This is a genomic window from Aeribacillus composti (assembly GCF_031760945.1).
Lineage (GTDB): Bacteria > Bacillota > Bacilli > Bacillales > Aeribacillaceae > Aeribacillus > Aeribacillus composti.
Genome location: NZ_CP134501.1, coordinates 3176822 through 3195351 on the forward strand (window position 1 = coordinate 3176822; position 18530 = coordinate 3195351).

Annotated in this window: 20 protein-coding genes and 1 pseudogene; 5 read left to right on the top strand and 16 right to left on the bottom strand. The window is 38.2% G+C overall.

Annotation, left to right across the window (positions count from 1 at the left end; translation table 11 throughout):
• Positions 1-80: 80 nt before the first annotated feature.
• Positions 81-1340, bottom strand: a complete 1260-nt coding sequence (ltrA, locus tag RI196_RS15515) for a group II intron reverse transcriptase/maturase (protein ID WP_094245397.1) — start codon at positions 1338-1340, stop codon at positions 81-83.
• Between the two features lie 996 nt (positions 1341-2336).
• Between ltrA and RI196_RS15520 the strand changes: the two genes are divergently transcribed.
• Positions 2337-3239, top strand: a complete 903-nt coding sequence (locus RI196_RS15520) for a TauD/TfdA dioxygenase family protein (protein ID WP_199757346.1) — start codon at positions 2337-2339, stop codon at positions 3237-3239.
• A gap of 409 nt (positions 3240-3648) precedes the next feature.
• Here the strand turns inward: RI196_RS15520 and RI196_RS15525 are convergent, their stop codons facing one another.
• Positions 3649-3969 (bottom strand): MazG nucleotide pyrophosphohydrolase domain-containing protein, encoded by a 321-nt coding sequence (locus RI196_RS15525; RefSeq protein ID WP_063388408.1) that lies wholly within the window; start codon positions 3967-3969, stop codon positions 3649-3651.
• 225 nt (positions 3970-4194) lie between these two features.
• Between RI196_RS15525 and RI196_RS15530 the strand changes: the two genes are divergently transcribed.
• Positions 4195-4779, top strand: a complete 585-nt coding sequence (locus tag RI196_RS15530) for a TetR/AcrR family transcriptional regulator (protein WP_311066478.1) — start codon at positions 4195-4197, stop codon at positions 4777-4779.
• Positions 4776-5186: a DUF5367 family protein gene (locus RI196_RS15535; protein WP_063388406.1), complete on the top strand. Its 411-nt coding sequence runs from the start codon at positions 4776-4778 to the stop codon at positions 5184-5186. The genes RI196_RS15530 and RI196_RS15535 overlap by 4 nt, the downstream gene beginning before the upstream one ends.
• Before the next feature lie 768 nt (positions 5187-5954).
• Here RI196_RS15535 and RI196_RS15540 read toward each other — a convergent pair.
• The 14 genes and pseudogenes from RI196_RS15540 to RI196_RS15610 all read right to left on the bottom strand — a co-directional run bounded on the left by RI196_RS15540 (position 5955) and on the right by RI196_RS15610 (position 16757).
• On the bottom strand, positions 5955-6422 hold the full coding sequence (locus tag RI196_RS15540; RefSeq protein ID WP_311066479.1) for a transporter suffix domain-containing protein: 468 nt from the start codon (positions 6420-6422) through the stop codon (positions 5955-5957).
• A 119-nt stretch (positions 6423-6541) separates the two neighbouring features.
• Positions 6542-7045, bottom strand: coding sequence for an SDR family oxidoreductase (locus tag RI196_RS15545; protein ID WP_311066480.1), 504 nt, complete (start codon positions 7043-7045; stop codon positions 6542-6544).
• Positions 7046-7080: 35 nt separating this feature from the next.
• A complete protein-coding gene (locus RI196_RS15550) occupies positions 7081-7521 on the bottom strand; it encodes a MarR family transcriptional regulator (protein WP_311066481.1) in 441 nt (146 codons plus the stop codon).
• Positions 7522-7767: 246 nt separating this feature from the next.
• Positions 7768-8214, bottom strand: coding sequence for a GNAT family N-acetyltransferase (locus RI196_RS15555; protein ID WP_311066482.1), 447 nt, complete (start codon positions 8212-8214; stop codon positions 7768-7770).
• A gap of 220 nt (positions 8215-8434) precedes the next feature.
• Complete coding sequence (locus RI196_RS15560; protein WP_261308733.1) at positions 8435-8563, bottom strand: hypothetical protein; 129 nt, start codon at positions 8561-8563, stop codon at positions 8435-8437.
• Between the two features lie 315 nt (positions 8564-8878).
• On the bottom strand, positions 8879-9592 hold the full coding sequence (locus RI196_RS15565) for a FadR/GntR family transcriptional regulator (protein ID WP_063388402.1): 714 nt from the start codon (positions 9590-9592) through the stop codon (positions 8879-8881).
• The gene (locus RI196_RS15570) at positions 9585-10646 is read right to left on the bottom strand and encodes an Ldh family oxidoreductase (protein WP_311066483.1); all 1062 of its coding nucleotides are present in this window, start codon (positions 10644-10646) and stop codon (positions 9585-9587) included. The genes RI196_RS15565 and RI196_RS15570 overlap by 8 nt, the downstream gene beginning before the upstream one ends.
• A gap of 14 nt (positions 10647-10660) precedes the next feature.
• Positions 10661-11616, bottom strand: a pseudogene (locus tag RI196_RS15580) (hydroxyacid dehydrogenase).
• Between the two features lie 13 nt (positions 11617-11629).
• Positions 11630-12784 carry a UxaA family hydrolase gene (locus tag RI196_RS15585; protein WP_311066485.1) on the bottom strand — a complete coding sequence of 385 codons (1155 nt, stop codon included), beginning with the start codon at positions 12782-12784 and terminating at the stop codon, positions 11630-11632.
• Positions 12774-13067, bottom strand: coding sequence for a UxaA family hydrolase (locus RI196_RS15590; RefSeq protein WP_232515603.1), 294 nt, complete (start codon positions 13065-13067; stop codon positions 12774-12776). The genes RI196_RS15585 and RI196_RS15590 overlap by 11 nt, the downstream gene beginning before the upstream one ends.
• A 373-nt stretch (positions 13068-13440) precedes the next feature.
• Positions 13441-14535 carry a hypothetical protein gene (locus RI196_RS15595; protein WP_063388397.1) on the bottom strand — a complete coding sequence of 365 codons (1095 nt, stop codon included), beginning with the start codon at positions 14533-14535 and terminating at the stop codon, positions 13441-13443.
• Positions 14536-14555: 20 nt separating this feature from the next.
• Positions 14556-15518, bottom strand: coding sequence for an ATP-grasp domain-containing protein (locus RI196_RS15600; protein WP_063388396.1), 963 nt, complete (start codon positions 15516-15518; stop codon positions 14556-14558).
• 91 nt (positions 15519-15609) lie between these two features.
• The gene (locus RI196_RS15605; RefSeq protein ID WP_063388395.1) at positions 15610-15813 is read right to left on the bottom strand and encodes a hypothetical protein; all 204 of its coding nucleotides are present in this window, start codon (positions 15811-15813) and stop codon (positions 15610-15612) included.
• A 338-nt stretch (positions 15814-16151) separates the two neighbouring features.
• Positions 16152-16757, bottom strand: coding sequence for a response regulator (locus RI196_RS15610; protein WP_063388394.1), 606 nt, complete (start codon positions 16755-16757; stop codon positions 16152-16154).
• A gap of 871 nt (positions 16758-17628) precedes the next feature.
• Between RI196_RS15610 and RI196_RS15615 the strand changes: the two genes are divergently transcribed.
• On the top strand, positions 17629-18309 hold the full coding sequence (locus tag RI196_RS15615) for a YIP1 family protein (RefSeq protein WP_066248077.1): 681 nt from the start codon (positions 17629-17631) through the stop codon (positions 18307-18309).
• Between the two features lie 16 nt (positions 18310-18325).
• Positions 18326-18511, top strand: coding sequence for a hypothetical protein (locus RI196_RS15620; protein ID WP_063388392.1), 186 nt, complete (start codon positions 18326-18328; stop codon positions 18509-18511).
• The last annotated feature ends 19 nt before the right edge of the window (positions 18512-18530 follow it).

The window sequence follows — 18530 nt, forward strand, 5'->3', positions numbered from 1 at the left end:
ATTTCAATTGAATAGGAAGAGGTGACTAACCCCCGACCTCTCACACCACCGTACGTACCGTTCGGTATACGGCGGTTCAATTAAGTATGACGTAGTGCTTGATATCTTTCGAATAGACTTCTTAACCCTCGACGCTTCCAATAGGAGTTGTCGAGGGTTTTGTGTAGAATGGGACTGCAGGCAATCCGCCAATATTTCTTGCGTGTATTGCCCCATTCGAATGCTTTATGGCTTGGAACTTCTAATCCTCTGAGTTTCCGAATTCTTGTTTTCGGGGTTTTCCATTCTTTCCACAAACACATCCGAAGCCTTCGTCTAATCCATTCATCAAATTCTTTGAACTTACTTGGTGTTTCTGCCAAGGCAAAATATCCGCACCATCCCATTAAATACTTGTTCAGTTTCTCAATCCTTTTCTCCATTGGATACGGTTTCGACCTTGATGTAATTTCACGGATCTTGTTCTTCAAACGTTTCACACTTTCGTTCGCAATCCGTACCTTTGGAGTCTTATTGAGTGTGAAGCTGAAACCGAGAAACTTCCGTTTCCAAGGACGGTCTACCGCCGATTTCTCTTTATTTACCTTGAGCTTTAACTCCTTCTCTATAAAGTTCGTAATGGAGTTCATGACACGAATTCCTGCTTTCTTTGTTTTCACATAGATGTTACAGTCATCCGCATACCGAACAAACTTATGTCCACGTTTCTCAAGCTCCTTATCCAATTCATGAAGCATGATGTTTGATAAAAGTGGACTAAGCGGGCCGCCTTGAGGCGTTCCCATGTCCGTTTCCATTACCACTCCATTGATCATCACGCCTGATTGAAGATACCGGCGGATTACCTTCAGTAGAATTCGATCTTTGATCGTTTTCGCCAAGATCCCCATCAGTTTGTCGTGATTCACCTTGTCAAAGAATTTCTCTAGGTCTATATCGACTACCCAACGATATCCTTCTTTGATATAACCCTTTGCTTCCCTAACCGCATCATGTCCCCTTCTACCTGGGCGGAAACCATAGCTATGGTTCGAGAAGGTCGGATCAAAGATTTTCGTCAACACTTGGGCAATCGCTTGTTGGATGAAACGATCCGTCACGGTAGGGATCCCTAGAAGCCTTACTCCACCGTTCGGTTTCGGGATTTCGACTCGACGGACGGGTAAGGGCTTGTAGGTTCCTTCTCTCAACGACTGTCGAATGGAGTCCCAATTTTCGTAGAGGTGTCTTCGTAGGTCTTTTACGGACATGCCATCTACTCCGTGACCTCCTTTATTCTGTTCGACTCGTTTCAGTGCCGCCAGGAGATTTTCCCGTGACAAAATCATTTCCATCAACATTGATATCCTCTCCACGTGAACGAATTCTTCTATTTGTGCCATCTTCTGCTCCACCCTCTTGAAGTCCCCCGTGGGGTTCACCACTTCCTCCTTCAAGTAAGTCCTATCGGATTGTCTGCTTCCACACAGAAGGTGAACGCCTAGCGATTCGTTCTCCTTAATTGTTCAGTCCTTCCTCTTTCGTCTCGAGCTCGAAAAGAGTACTATGACTTCTGCTGACTTCTGACTGTTCAGTTATCTATCACTAGATAGGTTACCAAGGTTACTTGGCGTGCCAGCCAGATCTCCCCGGGTAAGTACATGCACTTTCACACCATCTATCCGCCTCATTTACTCGATATGACCTTCGACAGAAAGAGCTTTGTTTTGTTTCGCAAACTCACTCAATCATACCTAGCCTTATATGAGGTTCGTGTTCCTCGGACCGGTGTTTTGCCTCCAGCTTCCTTCAGATTCCGCGTCACCACGGACACCCTTGCTCTTGGCTAACCTCTACTTCTGTCTTCGGGGTTCGGGACTTACACCCTATAGTTCATGTACATGCCGGGCGCACAAAAATACCGGAGACATTTTGCAGCAATGTCTCCGGTTGACCGGTGGGAACAATCAATTAACCGATATTTCCTATTGAATTAGTATACATTAGTTATCCTTAATGTTACTGAGCAAATGAAAAATAGTCAAGCTAAAATTTACTGTAAAATATTAATTTTTTATAAATAAAAAATTTTTAAAATTTAATATTGACATTTTTTCTTGTGAATCTAATATTTTTACTAAACCGATATGAATTCATCGGATTTACAACTGGAATAAAAAGCTGACCAGCCATCTGGAAGCCGGAGCTCATCTGCTCTGGCTTTCTTGCTTATTATCGGTTTATTAAAATGGCTCACTCAACGAGCAAGGAGGTGGGGCTTCTATTAAGTGCCGATGAAATTTTGAGAAAGATGAATATTCCGTAGAATCATAAACTTTCTTGAGGAGGCGATCTCTATGACTGATGTCAAACAAGTACAAAATGAATCAGAGATTATTGTCAAACCAGTTGCCGGACGAATTGGCGCTGAAATATCAGGCATCAAACTTTCCGATAAACTAGATGCTGAAACAATTCAATTTATTCGCGAAGCGATCTTAAAGTACAAGGTAGTTTTCTTCCGAAATCAGCATCATCTAGATGATGCGGGGCAGGAAGCCTTTGCACAGCTGCTTGGCAATCCTGTTGTTCATCCAACTGTTCCAGCAAAAGACGGCTCCAATTATATTTTTGAGCTAGACTCTGATCGTGGCGACCGGGCCAATTCATGGCATACAGATGTTACATTTGTAGATGCATTTCCGAAATTCTCCATTTTACGGGGGGTTGTGATCCCTGAAGCAGGAGGGGATACTGTTTGGGCGAACACAGCTGCTGCCTATGAAACTCTGCCAACAGAACTGCGGAATCTTGCTGATCAATTGTGGGCAATCCATACAAATGCCTATGATTATGCAGCACTGCGATATAATATATCTCCTGAAGCAAAAAAGCACTATGACGAAGTATTCACTTCCACTTTATATGAAACCGAGCACCCCGTTGTCCATATACATCCTGAAACCGGTGAACGCAATCTTTTACTTGGTCATTTTGTCAAAAAATTTGTCGGACTTTCCACCTTCGATTCAGCCCAATTGTTCACTGTCCTGCAGCAGCATATTATACAATTAGAAAATACAGTTCGCTGGAAATGGAGTGCAGGAGATGTTGTGATTTGGGATAACCGTGCAACCCAGCATTATGCAATAAATGACTATGGCGACGAACAAAGAGTTGTGAGAAGAATTACAATTGCAGGAGATGTTCCTGTTAGTATAGACGGCCGCCGCAGCATTACACGAAAAATAGAAAAATAGTCCCATCAGGATTTTTCTAACCAATAATTTATAAAAGCCTTTCAGTTAAAAAGTTAAACTTCAAAAATTTTTATAACCAAATAAAAACGGCATCTCCCTTATGTGAATATCAAGCTATATAAGTTCGGGACCGTTTTACGCAGAATCGTCATCCTCTGATGCGAACACTGCCTTTTATCTAATAACCTTGGAATCGTTTTTATCGCTAATGACTTTTGAAAATTGGGCATCCCCCCCTATTGCCCGGAAAAGAAAGTTTATTTGCAATTGGTCGACCATAAAAAGAAATGGATTTCACAATCTATTCAACAATCGTTTGCGGCATCAAAGAATACGGAAGAATCCGTTCACCACGTGAAACAGCGATGCCGCAATTTTACCTTATTACGGAATTTTTAAGACATAAAACTTAAACAGTAGAATAACGATCTAACAGCTTCTTTTTATGTGAATGAAATACTTCTTCCAAAGGAATATTGTATTTGTTTGCAATCACTATGATGTTTCCTAACACATCTCCCAGCTCTTCGATTAATGCCTGTTTATTTTCCTCAACTGAACCTGTTGATTCGTCTGGTCTGTCTCTGCCAATTTCAAGCGCTCTTATAGCTCGGGCAACTTCCCCCGTTTCTTCGGCTAAAAATCCAATGCGGACAAAAATATCTAATTCAGCCCAGCCCCTGCTGTCATAATACTCCTTCACCCATTGTTGAAACTCATTGATATCCATTTTGTTCACCTGCCCTTTCTCTCTTAAAAAGAGTCACATGAAAACTCTTTTCTTGTCAATATTCAAATTAGAGAATTCAAATGACTTTTGAAAAGATAGTAATTATGACCATTTTATATTGTGGTACTGTCAAGAATTTTGTATAATCTAAAATGAATCAGTGAATAAACGGTAAATTTTTTTGAGTTAAGTTAGTTATATGAATAACTAATAAGGAGTGATCATATGGCAAAGCCGAATGTTATTAGTAAAAATGAATTAATTCGTTCCGCGAAGAAGTGTTTAGTCAAAAACGGAATTGAAAAGTTCACATTGAGGGCAGTCGCCGAAACGGCAGGGGTTACGCAGGGGACTGTTTATTATCATTTTCGAACAAAAGAACAATTATTATTGGATATTGTAAAAGATATTTGCGGCAGTTCTTGGGACGAATTATCGAAAAGTGACGGCAACATCATTAAACAAGCGATTGAGACAGCGAAAAGCCGTTGTTCTCATGATTCTTTTTTTCATAAATTGTTCTTAACGCTCGTCGTTTCAGGTTTTCATAATGATAAAATCAGGGAACAGCTTGAGGGGATTATTTTACAAGAAAATAAAGCTCTAGCGGAAAATTTATTAAAAATATGGCCTTCATCACCAATTAAAGGAATTTCGCTTGACACATGGGCGATCATTTTAAACGCTGTTGTAGACGGAATCGCCTTACAGGCTCTATTGTCAAAAAATTTTCCGGTAGAGAAAACATACGCAGAACTTGAGAAATTATTTATAGCATTGAGCGGCTTACAAGAGGTGGAGAACAAATGAAAGGATATTTGTACACAGCATGCTGGAGCGTTTTTGTTTGGTTTTTTGCCACAATGTTTTTTGTTATGTTTGGGGACAGCGTTCTTTTCAGACCGGGTACAGCGGAGTTTGCTGTCAGCCTCTCTTTGCTAATAGCTGGAACAGGGGTGTTATTGGCAGGAGCCACGTATTTATATGTATTGTTTGACAAAGCCGAAAATGCACCGCTGAAATTTGGATTCATCGGCACGATCGTTGGTTTAATTTTAGATACTTTTTCTTTATCCAACCACCAGCTGATTTTTCCTAAGCTTGATGAGCCGCAGGTTATCGCTTTTGCAGCATGGATGTCTTTTGCCTACGCATTGTATTTATTAATACCTGCCATAATAAATGAATTAATGAAAAAGAAGCTTAAAACCGAATGAATTAAAATGCAATTACAAAATGTGGGTGTCTAATAAGTCGTTTTTACGGCTTATTGACGCCCCCATTAATGTTTTAGAAATGTTGATATATCGTGGTTATCAATGACGATTTGACTTTCTAAGACAGCCCCTTTAGGGCATTGTATGACTGTTCGAATTTAAAGGGATTTCACCTTATCAAAACGTAAGTCTTTTCTTTTCCTTATTTTCCTTATTTAAATAATCCATGCTGCCGCCTGCCTAATAACCGAATCAACATTTAGAAGAAAGCAAGATAGGTGTTGAGGACGTCTTTCTCATTTAAAAGAATTTCAAAATGTCCTTTTACGCTATTTATAAGCTGCCGTCTACCTGATAAAACTCAGAAGAACCTTTTATTTTAACTTATACGTTTGGATCGTCAATTTTATCATTGAAGCTAGACAAACTGTCCCAAATAAAACAACATATAAGAAAGGCCGATTACTAAAATCATTCGTATTTATAAAACAACATATAAGAAAGGCCGATTACTAAAATCATTCGTATTTATAAAACAACATATAAGAAAGGCCGATTACTAAAATCATTCGTATTTAGAACAGCAAAAATTAAAACTGTAAAAGTGAGAGTCAGCAAAAAGTACAACCTATATTTACCCAATAATTTTGAAATGAATCCTATTCCAACAACTAACAATAAGAATATGCCAATCTGGCAAAAAAAATTCCAAGCTCCTCACTTCTCGCATAAAGTTTAGAATTCCAGCTGATGGCACTTTTCTAATCTTTAAATTGTTTTTCTTTTACAGGAAAACCAAGTGCACGGATTAAGATATTTTTTGTACTTGGCAGCGACTTCCCGACCTGCGATTGCCAGCCCGGCCCACCAAACGATTTCGCCAATTGCAATCAGCGCCGGAACAGCCGCCGCTTTTTGAGAAAGAGTGAGCGGAAGCAATGGGACAACGGCGGCTAGTCCATACAAAATAAACGAGGCGATTATAAGAATGACAGCAATTTTGCGGAGATAGCCTCTTTTATGCTTATTCGGCTTTTGCTGTCCGCAATCCTCTGTCCTGTAAAAAAATTGTTGAAGCATTTTTCCATATTTTTTCATCATGATAGCATCAGCCAGCTTCGGCGATATGGAGTTAAGCTTGGCAAAAAGGATCGTGGACATCCCTCCCATAATTCGTACTGTCTTCTTCTTTTCAATTGTTTTAAGCAAATCCTCTGCCACTTTTTCAACAGGCATAATGGAAACACCCATTTTCCTCCAAAGCGGATGAAATGGTCTTTCAGCTTCAGTATCTGCAGGACTTGGCGAAAAAAAAGCAACCCTTGCTTGACTGCCTTCCAACTCCAATTCACGGTTTACAGCTTCAATAAATGTGAACAGCCTGCACGTGATGCAGCATCGACACTATAATACGGAAAAGCCAAGCGGCCATCTGCAAATCCCCCGATATGCACAATCGTGCTGCCTTTTTGTTCTCTCATATGCGGCAGGAATGCCTTCGTTATAAGAATCGCTCCTAAAAGATTGATATCAAGCGTGTTCTTCGCTTCTTCATAACTATGCTCAGCTAAAGACTTTCTCACGTCATAACCCGAAGCATTGACGACAATATCAATATGGGCTGACCACCTTTTTACAATATTTTTCAGTTCTTTAATCGATTGTAAATCAGTAATGTCAAAAACGGCTGTTGTTATATCTCCAGTTATTTGCTCTGCTGTCTTTTTAAGCTTTTCTTCATTCCTTCCAACTAAAAGAAGCCTTGCACCTTTATCGGCAAAAGCTTTTGCAAAGCTTGAACCTAATCCCCCTGAAGCGCCTATGACAATAACGGATTTACCCTCAAAACTCCTTTTCATGAACAGCTCCTCCATGTAAAAATGTATATGATGCATTAGCGATCTGTTTTTTGCAAATAACGAACGATTTCTGCCAATAAAGTTTCCAGAAATTCATATTTATGATCGCTTCCTAAACACTCTTTTATTTGCAAGTCAATTTTCTTGTAGAGCTTTTCATCACCTTCGACAATGTTCTTTCCTTTTTCTGTAACACTTACATAATAAACTCGTTTGTCCTCCTGCGATTGTATTTTTTCTATAAGGCCCATTTTTGACAGCTTTCTAATCATCGCTGAAACAGCCGGCTTCGTCACGTTCAAAGCTTCTGCCACCTGAGAAAAATTGGGTTTCCCCATATAGTAAATAGTCGTTAAATAATAGTAGTCATTGCTGCTGAAATTTTTAATCTCTGCCTCCGTCAAATGCATATGTAAATTTTTAATCGATTCCCTCCACAAATAATTTGCAATAAACGCAATGCTGTCTTTAACCATAAAATCCCCCAATAAATAGTTAAATATATTTAATTAATTATATTTAACTATTTACCATTATTTTTTATCAATCACAAAAAAAATTTCCCCAAACATAAGCGTGGGGAATAGCACTTGACAAAATTTGAATTCGTTTCTCGTTTTAAAACATTATCTCATTCGGTTTCATATGCGCACAGTGATTGCATGATTCTTTGGCGGAAACCGAAGATTGGCTGGATAAAATTTTAACTAGGAAAAAACTGTCTAAAAGAAAATTTTTTTCATCACAATTCGATTGTTATTCACAGCATAACCATTTTTTCTGTAGAAGCTTTCTGCGAGTCCTCCAGTGGATGTTAAGAGGTAAATGCTTTTAACTTGTTTCTTTTGTAAATCTTTCTCTAAATATTGGAGAAGCTTAGAGCCATAGCCTTTACCTTGAATTTCATGATTGATGCATAATTCCGCTAAATAAAAAGTTATTCCTTGATATGTTTTCTTGCTGTTCCCTGCTATAAAACCAATGGGAGTTCCATCGATTTCCCAAAAAAATCCTGTAAATTTCGGAGTATGCAGCAAATCTGTAAGCCTTTCTTTAGCCGTTTCATATGTCCAGCTTTCATTCCAAGGGTCACGATTAAAAACTTTCATATATAGTTCAATACATTGTTCCAAATGTTTTGCCGTCATTGGTGCAATTGTTTCTGCCACAAAAATTTCCCCCTATAGTAAATAGCTGGGGAGTGCATCCTGACTCCCGTCTGTTCAAAAACACTCCCCATTAAACTATTCGATTTGGTGTTGCCAGCACAGAAAACTTTCTCTGTTGTTTTTGCTTACCATTTTCTATCTATTTTAAATCTTAAAATCATTTTAATAGAAAATGGCCTTCATGTCATTTGCGGATTCTAGTCTTTTCGGCTAATTTTGTTTATGCTTCCGTTTCATTTTGTACATCTTTCGTAAAATCTTCAGAATTTAAATAGCCTGGTTCTAGGATAAGTTCCTCATCATCATAAAAAAATCCAGCGAACGGATACCGCTGACGGACTGGCTGCACAGCCTATGCTCATAATTAAGAAGCTTAATAAAGAAGGTGAGGCGAATTTTTCCTGCTGGCAGCTCTGCCTTTTTCCTTTCAAAACACAGCCAATTCCAAATAGCACAAGAAATATCTCAATGAATCTCGGAAAAAATGGCGCCTGACAATATATTTTTGCTATAAAAATCAGGGAAATGGCAAGCGTCGGCGCTAAGGCACATCAGCTCATATATAAGGGTGATAGAGTTTTGCTTTCATTTACCGATAAGAGGCCGAACAATACAGTGGTGAACCCGTCGATTTTTTCTCGGAAATAAACTTAAATGTCATATGTTAGCCGTTATCCCTCTTTGCGTTTTCTAAAGTCTGCTCGACACTTTGTAAATGCTTCTCCATGCTTTTCCTTGACCTAATTATGTCGCGCTTTTTGATCATTTCGACAATTTCTAAGTGCTCCAGCCACGAATGGTGCATCCGATCAGGTATTTTAGATGTCTCCACCCTGATATTGTTAAAAAGGCTAGTGAGACTGTTCATTATCCGATAAGCAATTGCGTTCTTGGAAAGCTCCGCAATTCTAATATGAAATTTGTGATCTCGTTCAGACAATATCTTTTCATTCACTTTATTTTCGCTGATTAATTGTACAGTCTCTTTCACAAACTGATACAAAACGTCAATTTCCGAATCGGATGCCCGTTCAACAGTCCATACTACCGCTTGCGTTTCAATGAGCATTCTTATTTCAAATAAATCTGCAAATTGGTCGCTTTTGACAAAGTAATGATTGGCTAATTGAGCTAAATTATTCGTTCCATCCGCTACAAAAACGCCATTCCCCTGTTTAATTTCAATAAATCCGAGCGTAGAGAGAACTTTGTAAGCTTCCCTTATTGTATTTCGACTCACATTTAATTTAAGAGAAAGCTCTCTTTCTGACGGCAGCTTTTCCCCGGGTTTCAGCTTATTTTCTTGAATAAGTGATTTCAATTCTTCAACAATCTTATTCGGAACAGTGGAACGATCAAAACGAATATTTTCAAACATAATGATCACCTGTGGTAGGAAATTCCAAATGCAACTGATTGGCCAGTTGCACTAAATCCTTTTCCACTTCCTGAGATAAATGAATACCACAATGTAATTTATGAATATAAGATTGTTCTCTTCGTTCCCCAGGGTACAAAATTGTATGGACTTCTTCTTTTTTAGGAACAGCTTTCATTTCCAAAAGCATTTTTTGCAGAAGAGAGGTAAATTGATCGACAGGCATAAATTTTTCTATATCGATTAAAATAAAAAAATGCCCTACATTTGCTATTTGGCCGTTATCGTCATATATATTTTCGACATGTGGGCCGTAAGCAGCACCTGTTAATAGCCCTGTTAATATTTCCACTGCCAAAGCCCAGCCATACCCCTTTACTCCTCCTGAAGGAAGAACGGCTCCGTTTAATGCTTCTGCAGGATCTTCCGTATCATTGCCTCTTTGATCGATTGCCCAGCCTTTTGGAATGGCTTTTCCTTCCTTTGCCGCTTCTATAATTTTGCCTCTTGCAACGACGCTTGCAGACATATCGATAATAACATCCGGTCCGTTTTTGACTGGAAAGCCAAATGCTATCGGATTCGTTCCAAAGAAAGCTTTTTTGCCTCCCCAAGGCGGAATCCCAGGCGGAGAATTTGTCATCACAATTGCTGCAAGGTTTTCATCGCAAGCTGCCTTGCAATAATATGATGCACATCCAAAATGGTTGCTTTTTCGAATGGCGATGGCAGCAACTCCCGTTTCTCTTGCTGTTTTGATTCCCTCTTTAATGCCATAATATGATGCAATCTGGCCCAATCCGTTATCTCCATCGACAGTTAAAATGGATAACCCTTTTTTTTGTATTTTTATGGACGGGTTCGGATTAATCCGCCCCTCTTTTAAACGTTTTGAATAGATCGGCAATCTGCTGATTCCGTGGCTTGTGATACCTTCAAGATCTGCCCTTATTAATGAATCTGCTACAACTTCAGCATTCTCTTTTTTAACGTTTTGCTTCACCAAAACATCTTCCACAAATTTTTTTAAAGCTTTCGCATCATAAACAGTCAAACTTCACTCACCCTTTAAAAATCAGATGAAACTAAAAATAGTGATTCTTTTCCCTCAAGTACTTTCATAATTTCATCTGAAATAATGTTAGTGATTCGTTCTTGGGACTCTTCTGTTAATCCTGCAATATGCGGAGTTACAGTAATCTTGCTGCTGTTTAATAGAAAATAGTCTTTTTCGACCGGCTCATTCTCAAGTACATCTAAGTAAGCACCAGCTATTTGCCCGGATTCCACCGCCTTGAATAAGGCGGATTCATCAACAATTCCCCCGCGAGAAGTGTTGATAATAATTGCATTTTTTTCATTAAGTTAAATTCTTTCGTACTAAGTAAATTTCTTGTTTCATTCGTTAGCGGAACATGAATGCTTACAAAGTCGGATTCTTTTAAGACCTCTGCTAATTCAACCTTTGTAATCCCCGTTTCAGAAAAAGGATAATCGAATTCTCTTATATAAGGATCATAGCCGATCACTTTCATTCCAAATGCAATGGCTCTTTTAGCAAGCCTGTGGCCAATCTCTCCCGTTCCGATTAATCCCAATGTTTTCCCGTATATCTCATTTCCCGTAAATAATTTCCTATTCCAATTTCCTTTTTTAACGTCTTCTCCGGCTTGTATGATAGGCCTCGATGCCGTTAAAATAACGGCCATAACATATTCTGCTACTGAAACCGAATTGGCATTTTTGGCGGAGACGATTTTTACATTACGTTGTTTTGCTGCAAGTAAATTTATATTATCAAGCCCGACTCCTAATCTGCCGATTACCTTTAATTTTTTCCCTGCATCCAGTATTTCCTGATCAACAATTGTCTGGTTTCGAACGACTAATGCGTCTGCATCTATTATTTTGTTTATTAATTCCTGTTTATTTCTCCATAAATCCGGATTGTATTCGACCTCCGCTATTTTCCTCATCCTGTTAATCCCGGATTCAGGCATATATTCAGAGATTAGTATTTTCATTACTTTCCTCCGCTCATGCACTGCGATAAAGTTTCGTCAAAACAAATTCTCTATGCCCTAATGTTTCCGCTGCAGTTAAACGTCCGTTTATTGTTCGGATCAAAATATCAAGCAGCAAATCGCCAGCCTGCTGGAGATTATATTCCCGTTTCAATATTCCTGTAACGTCTACATCGATATGCTCTGACATAGTAGAAACTGTAATTGGATTTGCCGAAAGCTTAATAACGGGTACTATTGGATGACCAATTATATTGCCTTGACCGGTAGGAAAGAAATGTACGACTGCCCCTCCAGCTGCCATTAAAGTAATGCATTCAGCTGCTGCAGAGGAGGTATCCATAAAATTCAATCCCGCTTTTACTGGAGCCTCCGCAGGTCCTAAAGCATCAACCACCGGTTTTGTGCCTGTTTTTTCGATATTGCCGAGCGCCTTTTCCTCAATTGTTGTGAGGCCGCCTCTTATATTTCCTTCTGTCGGCTGGCTGCCAAGCAGATCAACACCTTTTGATGCGATTTCTTCAACATAGTTTTGATAAAGGCTTAAAAATTTTTGTTTTACTTCTGGAGTGGCACAACGCTCTGCAATTAAATGCTCGCCGCCAGTTAATTCGGAGGTTTCACCGAACAAAACAGTTCCGCCTTCGTCGATTAAACGATCAACTACATTTCCTACCGTAGGGCATGATCCTAACCCGGTTGTCGTATCCGACTCTCCGCATTTAATACTTACTAAAATTTCTGATAATTCCACAGGCTCTCTGCGAATTTCAGAAGCATCCTGCAGAAATTTTTGTGCTGTTCGAGCTGCTTTTTCAATCGTAGACAAATCGCCATAACGTTCAATTGAAAATCCAGCTACCGGCTTGCCTGTTTTTTGTACCTCCTCAACAATTCGATTTGTCCAGTTAGGCTCAATACCAATCACAACAACAGCTGCTACATTTGGATTAGAACAGTTACCGATAATCGTTTTAAAAAACAAGTCTAAATCCGGCCCATATTGTAATCGCCCGTATGCATGCGGGATCGCTAAAGTACCAGGAACAATTTTAGCAACCGCTTCTGCTGCCGCATTAGAAATGTCATCGACAGGCATGATCACTACATGATTCCGAATACCAACTCTTCCGTTCTCTCTGCGATAACCCCAAATTTTATTCTCCATATTTCCACCTCGCCGTTTTTAAATTATGAGTATGAACATAGCTCCCTTTATAGATTTTTTTTGTAGCTACACCAATCGGTACGCGATATTCAATTACTTTGCTGTTTTCATCCAAATCCACTAAAGCAATCTTATGACCAAGAGGAATAAAATCTCTAGACTCTACTGAAACAACTGAATCGTCTTCTAAGATGACCCCTTGGATTTGCTCGCCTGCTTCAATGTCTTCTATTGCGACTCCCACAGAATCGCCGACATTATGTACTAAAAACTTGTGTGACACTATGAACCACCCCTCCATTTCCTTTTTTACAACGCATTTGGTTCAGACATTCAATGGTCCAACCAATTTCTTTAAATTAAATAAAAACAGGCCTTGCACGCCTGAAAATATATTATTTCCAAGCATTGCAAGGCCCTTCAGTCGTCTGATCGAACCTAAATTATTCCTATTGATTTACTGCGGTTTAAAGATTACCATGAATTGAATTTTTTGTCAATATTTTTTCAAAAAAAATCAATTAAATTATGTTCAAGATTGGCTCCGTTCCGGGAATAATCATTCAAAAATTCCACTCTTGCAATCTTTTCAACAACTCGAGAGCCGTTTATGGCGAATCATTAAGTTATGATTTTCATAAAATGGCGAAAAATCGTTACCGTTCCAGAGCCCGTTCCGCCTTGCCCAGCCGCCTTATATGCTTGATTCCGATGGAAGTAATGAAAATCAGCTGATAGAAAAGGTTCAGGAATAACAACAACGGCGCAGGCTGTAAAAAGAATAAAAGAACGTCTTCAAACGGCCTTGTGAATATGATAGCTGACCACAAAAAAATGAAATACGTATATAAAATCCAAATAAAGATATGAAAGGCAATCCGCACAAAAGCATAGAAGGAAAGCAAATTAATTTTCAATTTCTTTAGTTGATCTATTGCATTTTTCCACAAATTCGGCTGATTCAATAGATCAACGATCATCCAGTAGCCGTCTCCAGGAAGCAGCGGGAAAATCGCAAACAGCATTCTAAACATATGAACAATAAGAAAGGACCAAATCCATGGTGAAAGCTGTGCAAAGCATAAGCCGATCACTGATGTTAATCCGCATACAATCAAATCTGCCGTAAAGCCCGCGATGTTGATCCGCATGCGCTGCCATTTTGATAGCTTCCAAGCTTCATTGCAAACAATGCTAAATAACGGGACAGGCCCGGACCATTGAACAGAAATGGAAATGTTCCCTGTACGCGGCATTGTTAATAAGTGCCCAAGCTCATGGATGAGGACTGAAAATGTTAAAACTCCGGCGATGATCCATTGACCTTTTAGATCAGTGACGAGAAAAAATGGAGTGTTGATCATGAACAAAACGGTGCTGATGATCGAAATCAAAACAGCACCTGCGGTAATCCAGTTAAACCATTTACGCTCCAGCCAAGGATTGTAATAGGTTATGAGCGGCTTTTGATCCGGCTCAAAATCAGATTGTTTTTCTTCAATAAGGGAAAAGGCTGCATCCTTATCGATGCCTAACTTTTCAAGAAATAGTAAAATTTCCTTCTCCGATACTTCCATTTTATCTGCAATAGAAGATATAGGCTCTTTGTTTGCCAACTGCTCCAACAATTTTTTTGAATAGTTATCTATTTGCAATAAAAGTCCATCCGGTCGTTCAATCCAGTACCGATCTTCTTTTATCTTTCCTATTTTGTATACTAACGGTTTTTGAAATGACTGTGAGTAATTCACAAATACTCCCTCTCCAAACGTCAGTTTCTCACTTTCAGTTTATTTTCCTCTTTAAGAATGGCTTGTTTGATCAAGTATGAAGCCAGCTGGGAAACAATTGAAACAGGGGCAACCCGATCGAATCCTTCGAACATTGGGCTTGGATTACATTCAATGCATATAACAGAACCGTCTGGACGTAGTTTTAAATCAATTCCGCTGAAAATAAGCCCTAATGTTTCGCATGCCTCTATACATAACTGAGCGATCTCTGGCGTTATCTCAAAGGGTTTGACTTGATGGGCGCCTTCACGATAATCAATTCCTTCTCCCTCAATGATAAATGATGCGATGACTTTTCCGTCCAGGACAAATACACGTACATCCTGGCCTTGTATGTATTCTTGGAATTGCACCGGTGCTGTGCTCAATGCTTCTAATCTTTCAGGTTTTTTATCTTCCTCTGTCAATAGACGGCACAATGCTCCTCCAGCAACGGGTTTATAGATGACATCGCAGTTATGGCTGAATTCCAAAACTTTTTCCGGATTGCTGGTTACTAACGTTTTAGGAACGGGAATACCTGCTCTTCTTAGACACTCAAGGTGATAAGGCTTTGCAAAATGAATGAGCAGTGTATCAACAGGATTGACGATGAGTCTGCCGAAGTAAGAGGAAGATTTTAACCAAGACAGCCAAGCAGCATATCTCTCCCGCTCCGCCGCATATGCCAAAAATCCATTCTCCTTGATTTGTTCCTTTATTTGAGAAGTATCGAATGCAGGAGTAGGAACAAATAATGCTCTCAAAAAGTAAACGTTCGTTTCCGATAAATCACGGTTTTCATAATGGCTGTCTTCACCGCCAAAGCTTAAGGGGTAGGGGACATCCGGCGAATTATCTAAAATGAATGCTTGGGCGCCTTGTCGAACCAATTCCTTTTGTAAATAAAGACAATGCCTTTCAAATTGTGAACCGATAATACCAACAGATACTTCCGCCATTTCGCACCTCCGATGAAATAAATGAGAATTTTCCGAATTTTAGCGCCCCAGAAAACATTCTCTGGGGCGCTTGTCCAACTTTTAACAAAACCTATTTTATAAAACCGCCTTCTTCGCCAAGTGCATATGTGGTAACAATTGGCCCGCCTTCTTCCCCGATAGCTTGAGTTGTATATCCTCCTTCTTCGCCTAAAGCTAACGTTGTGGCATATCCCGGATCCACAATAGGGCTCACAAATAACGGAGAGCTAGATTGCCTTACTTCCAATTCTTCAATAAACAATTTCTTTTTCATTTTTGATTCCTCCTATTCAAAATATTAAAAAATTTTCTGTTTAAAAATAACATATTTACCTTTATCTTCCTATAGATAAAATATCCTATTCTGAATAGTGCTTAAGAATGAAATTGAGAGAACAAATAGGTCTTTTTGCTAAATCCTCCACCTGGAAAAGTCAAGTTTATACATTTCGGCTTTAAAAAATAAGAGAATCACTATGTTTGATAGACACTCTCACACACGGTACAGCGGTTTTGTTGTTTAAAGCGCAATTGAGTTCAGACACAATATCCATGTCTTGAATACCTACATGCTGGAATGTAGGCTTCCGATTTGAACAAAATATATCGATTTTAAATAGTTTTTAATAGTCCCAGTTTTATTCCTTTTACCACTGCACCAACTCTTGAGTACACATTCAGCTTTTTAATAATTGATGAAACATGGTGTTCGACCGTTCTTCTGCTTACCATCAAAATATCACTGATCTCTGCGTTCGTTTTATCTTCAGAAATCAGCTTTAAAATTTCTAACTCAGTTTTGGTTAAATAGTGATTCTGATATTCTATTTTTTTTCTAGGAATGATATTGTTGCCCAAAAAACTTTGTCTGATCGCATTTGCAAGTTCTGTAGCAGAGTTTTCCTTCGTAATGAACGCATAAGCACCGGCATGATAAGATGCGTCAATATATTCATCATCGTTATAAGCTGATAATATGACAATCTTCAGATTCGGATAGCTTTCGATTAATTTCTTTGTCAACTCAATTCCATTGTAGCCTTTCATTCTTATGTCCATTACCACAACATCCGGATGATTTTTTGATATTGCTGCATTGATGCCGGCAGGGTCGCAAATGGTATTTACAACTTCAAGATCTGATTCGTGTTCTAATAATTGTTTGATTCCTAACAAGACTAGTAAGTGATCATCTACCAGTAGTACTTTAATTTTCATTTCAATCATCCTAATCTCGGCAAAGTTATCAGGAAGTTACAATGCCCAGTTCTGACTGCATTTAAGCGTAGCCATCTTCGTCGAAGATTTTAGATCGTCACTCACCCTAATTGATTTTTTCGGAAAACTCAATATAAACACCCTTTTATTTTTAAAGCATTTTATAAGTCTAAAAAACATTGAAGAGAACAGATGTGAGAATAATTCACAAAATTTCCATTAAAGAATTTCAATTAGAACAGAATGTATTTAGACTAGCTTCACTAAAATCAGATGTACAATGGCACCAGCATAAACAATTAGCGATTATAGACTAAAAGCGTATACACATCTCGAAAAAAATAATCATCGTTTCCAAATCATTTTCCTCTAAAGGCGCAACAGTTTAAAGATGACTTTTTTCAAGCTTAGAGCTAAACAAGTGTTTTTTTCAAAAACTCATTTACTTTTCCGTTAAGTGTCCGTCTGTTTTTCATATATTCACAAGTGATGAGAACACATCCAAATCCAATCTTTTCTTTTGCGAATGCAAAGTTCAGTGAATCCTATCGATTCTCGCTTTTATCCCTCCTTCAACTAGTATTTATAGTAAAAATTTTACACTAAATGACAGTTTTTTTCATTGTTTTTTCTAAAAATAGGTATTTTCCGCATCATTTTTTGTGGAAAATACCGATGTTTTTTTAGAAGATTTGTAATATATTTTGAATTAAGAAGAAGAAATTGTAAATTATACCAAAAATATATCAATTCTTCTCTCTAAAACTTTAAACAACAAGCCGGAGCATTGTGATCATATGAAATATTGACATTGTTTTTTAGCAAAAAAATATCGAAAACTCATTAAATTATGTAAGCAGGTGATTTGATAATGCGTCTTGAAGAGCAAGAGCAATTGGTAAGAAACCCTAGTCATGTTTTTATCAAAAGGATATTTTATCCATTTAAAATCATTTATTCGCCGCAAAAAACTTTATTGAACATACATAATGAAAAAAAACTAGGAATACTAGCTACTTTGACATTAGTTATATTGTTTGCCGCAATAAGTATTGTTATAAGTCAAAATTTATTGGAATCCGAATATATAGCAGATCTTTTAGGAAACAATCCATCACAATCGTTTAAAAATGCTCTTACTATTTTTGCCGCAATTATGCAAGTCTTCTTATTTTTCGTTAATATTCTTTTACTTACAGCCTTAATAAAAATAGTTCTCTCCATCGTAAAATTGAAAGTAAAATTCAGGGAATTATTGAGATTTGTCATCATCGCTCAATCCCCTGTTGTTTTGGGGCTCGGTATAAAATACGTGTTATCTGATCCGTCTCAATATCATATTCCTGTCACCAGCTTGGCCTACCTATTTTTAGGATTAAACATGAATCAATTTCTGCAAATATTTTTATCGAAAATTGAATTATTTAATTTGTGGTCATTATTTCTAATTTGTTTAAGCTTAACAATTGTTACAAAGCAGTCTTTAACAAAGATAGTTTCCATATTATTTCCAGTAACAATTATATTTAACACACTAATTGAACTTATTTGAAAGGAGGTGAATTATAATGTTGGAACTTGATCTTTTAGTTGCTTATGGCATTAATGAAACTACTGCAAATACTATTGCTGCATTTTTGGACGCCGGTTTAGGAATAGCTTCATTCTTGACATTGATAACCGGAGCAGGTCTCACATTAAAAGCCTTGCAGATAGCTCTAAGAGCCGGAGGCAAAAAAGCTGTAGTAGCATAATGTTTTTAGGATAGGATAG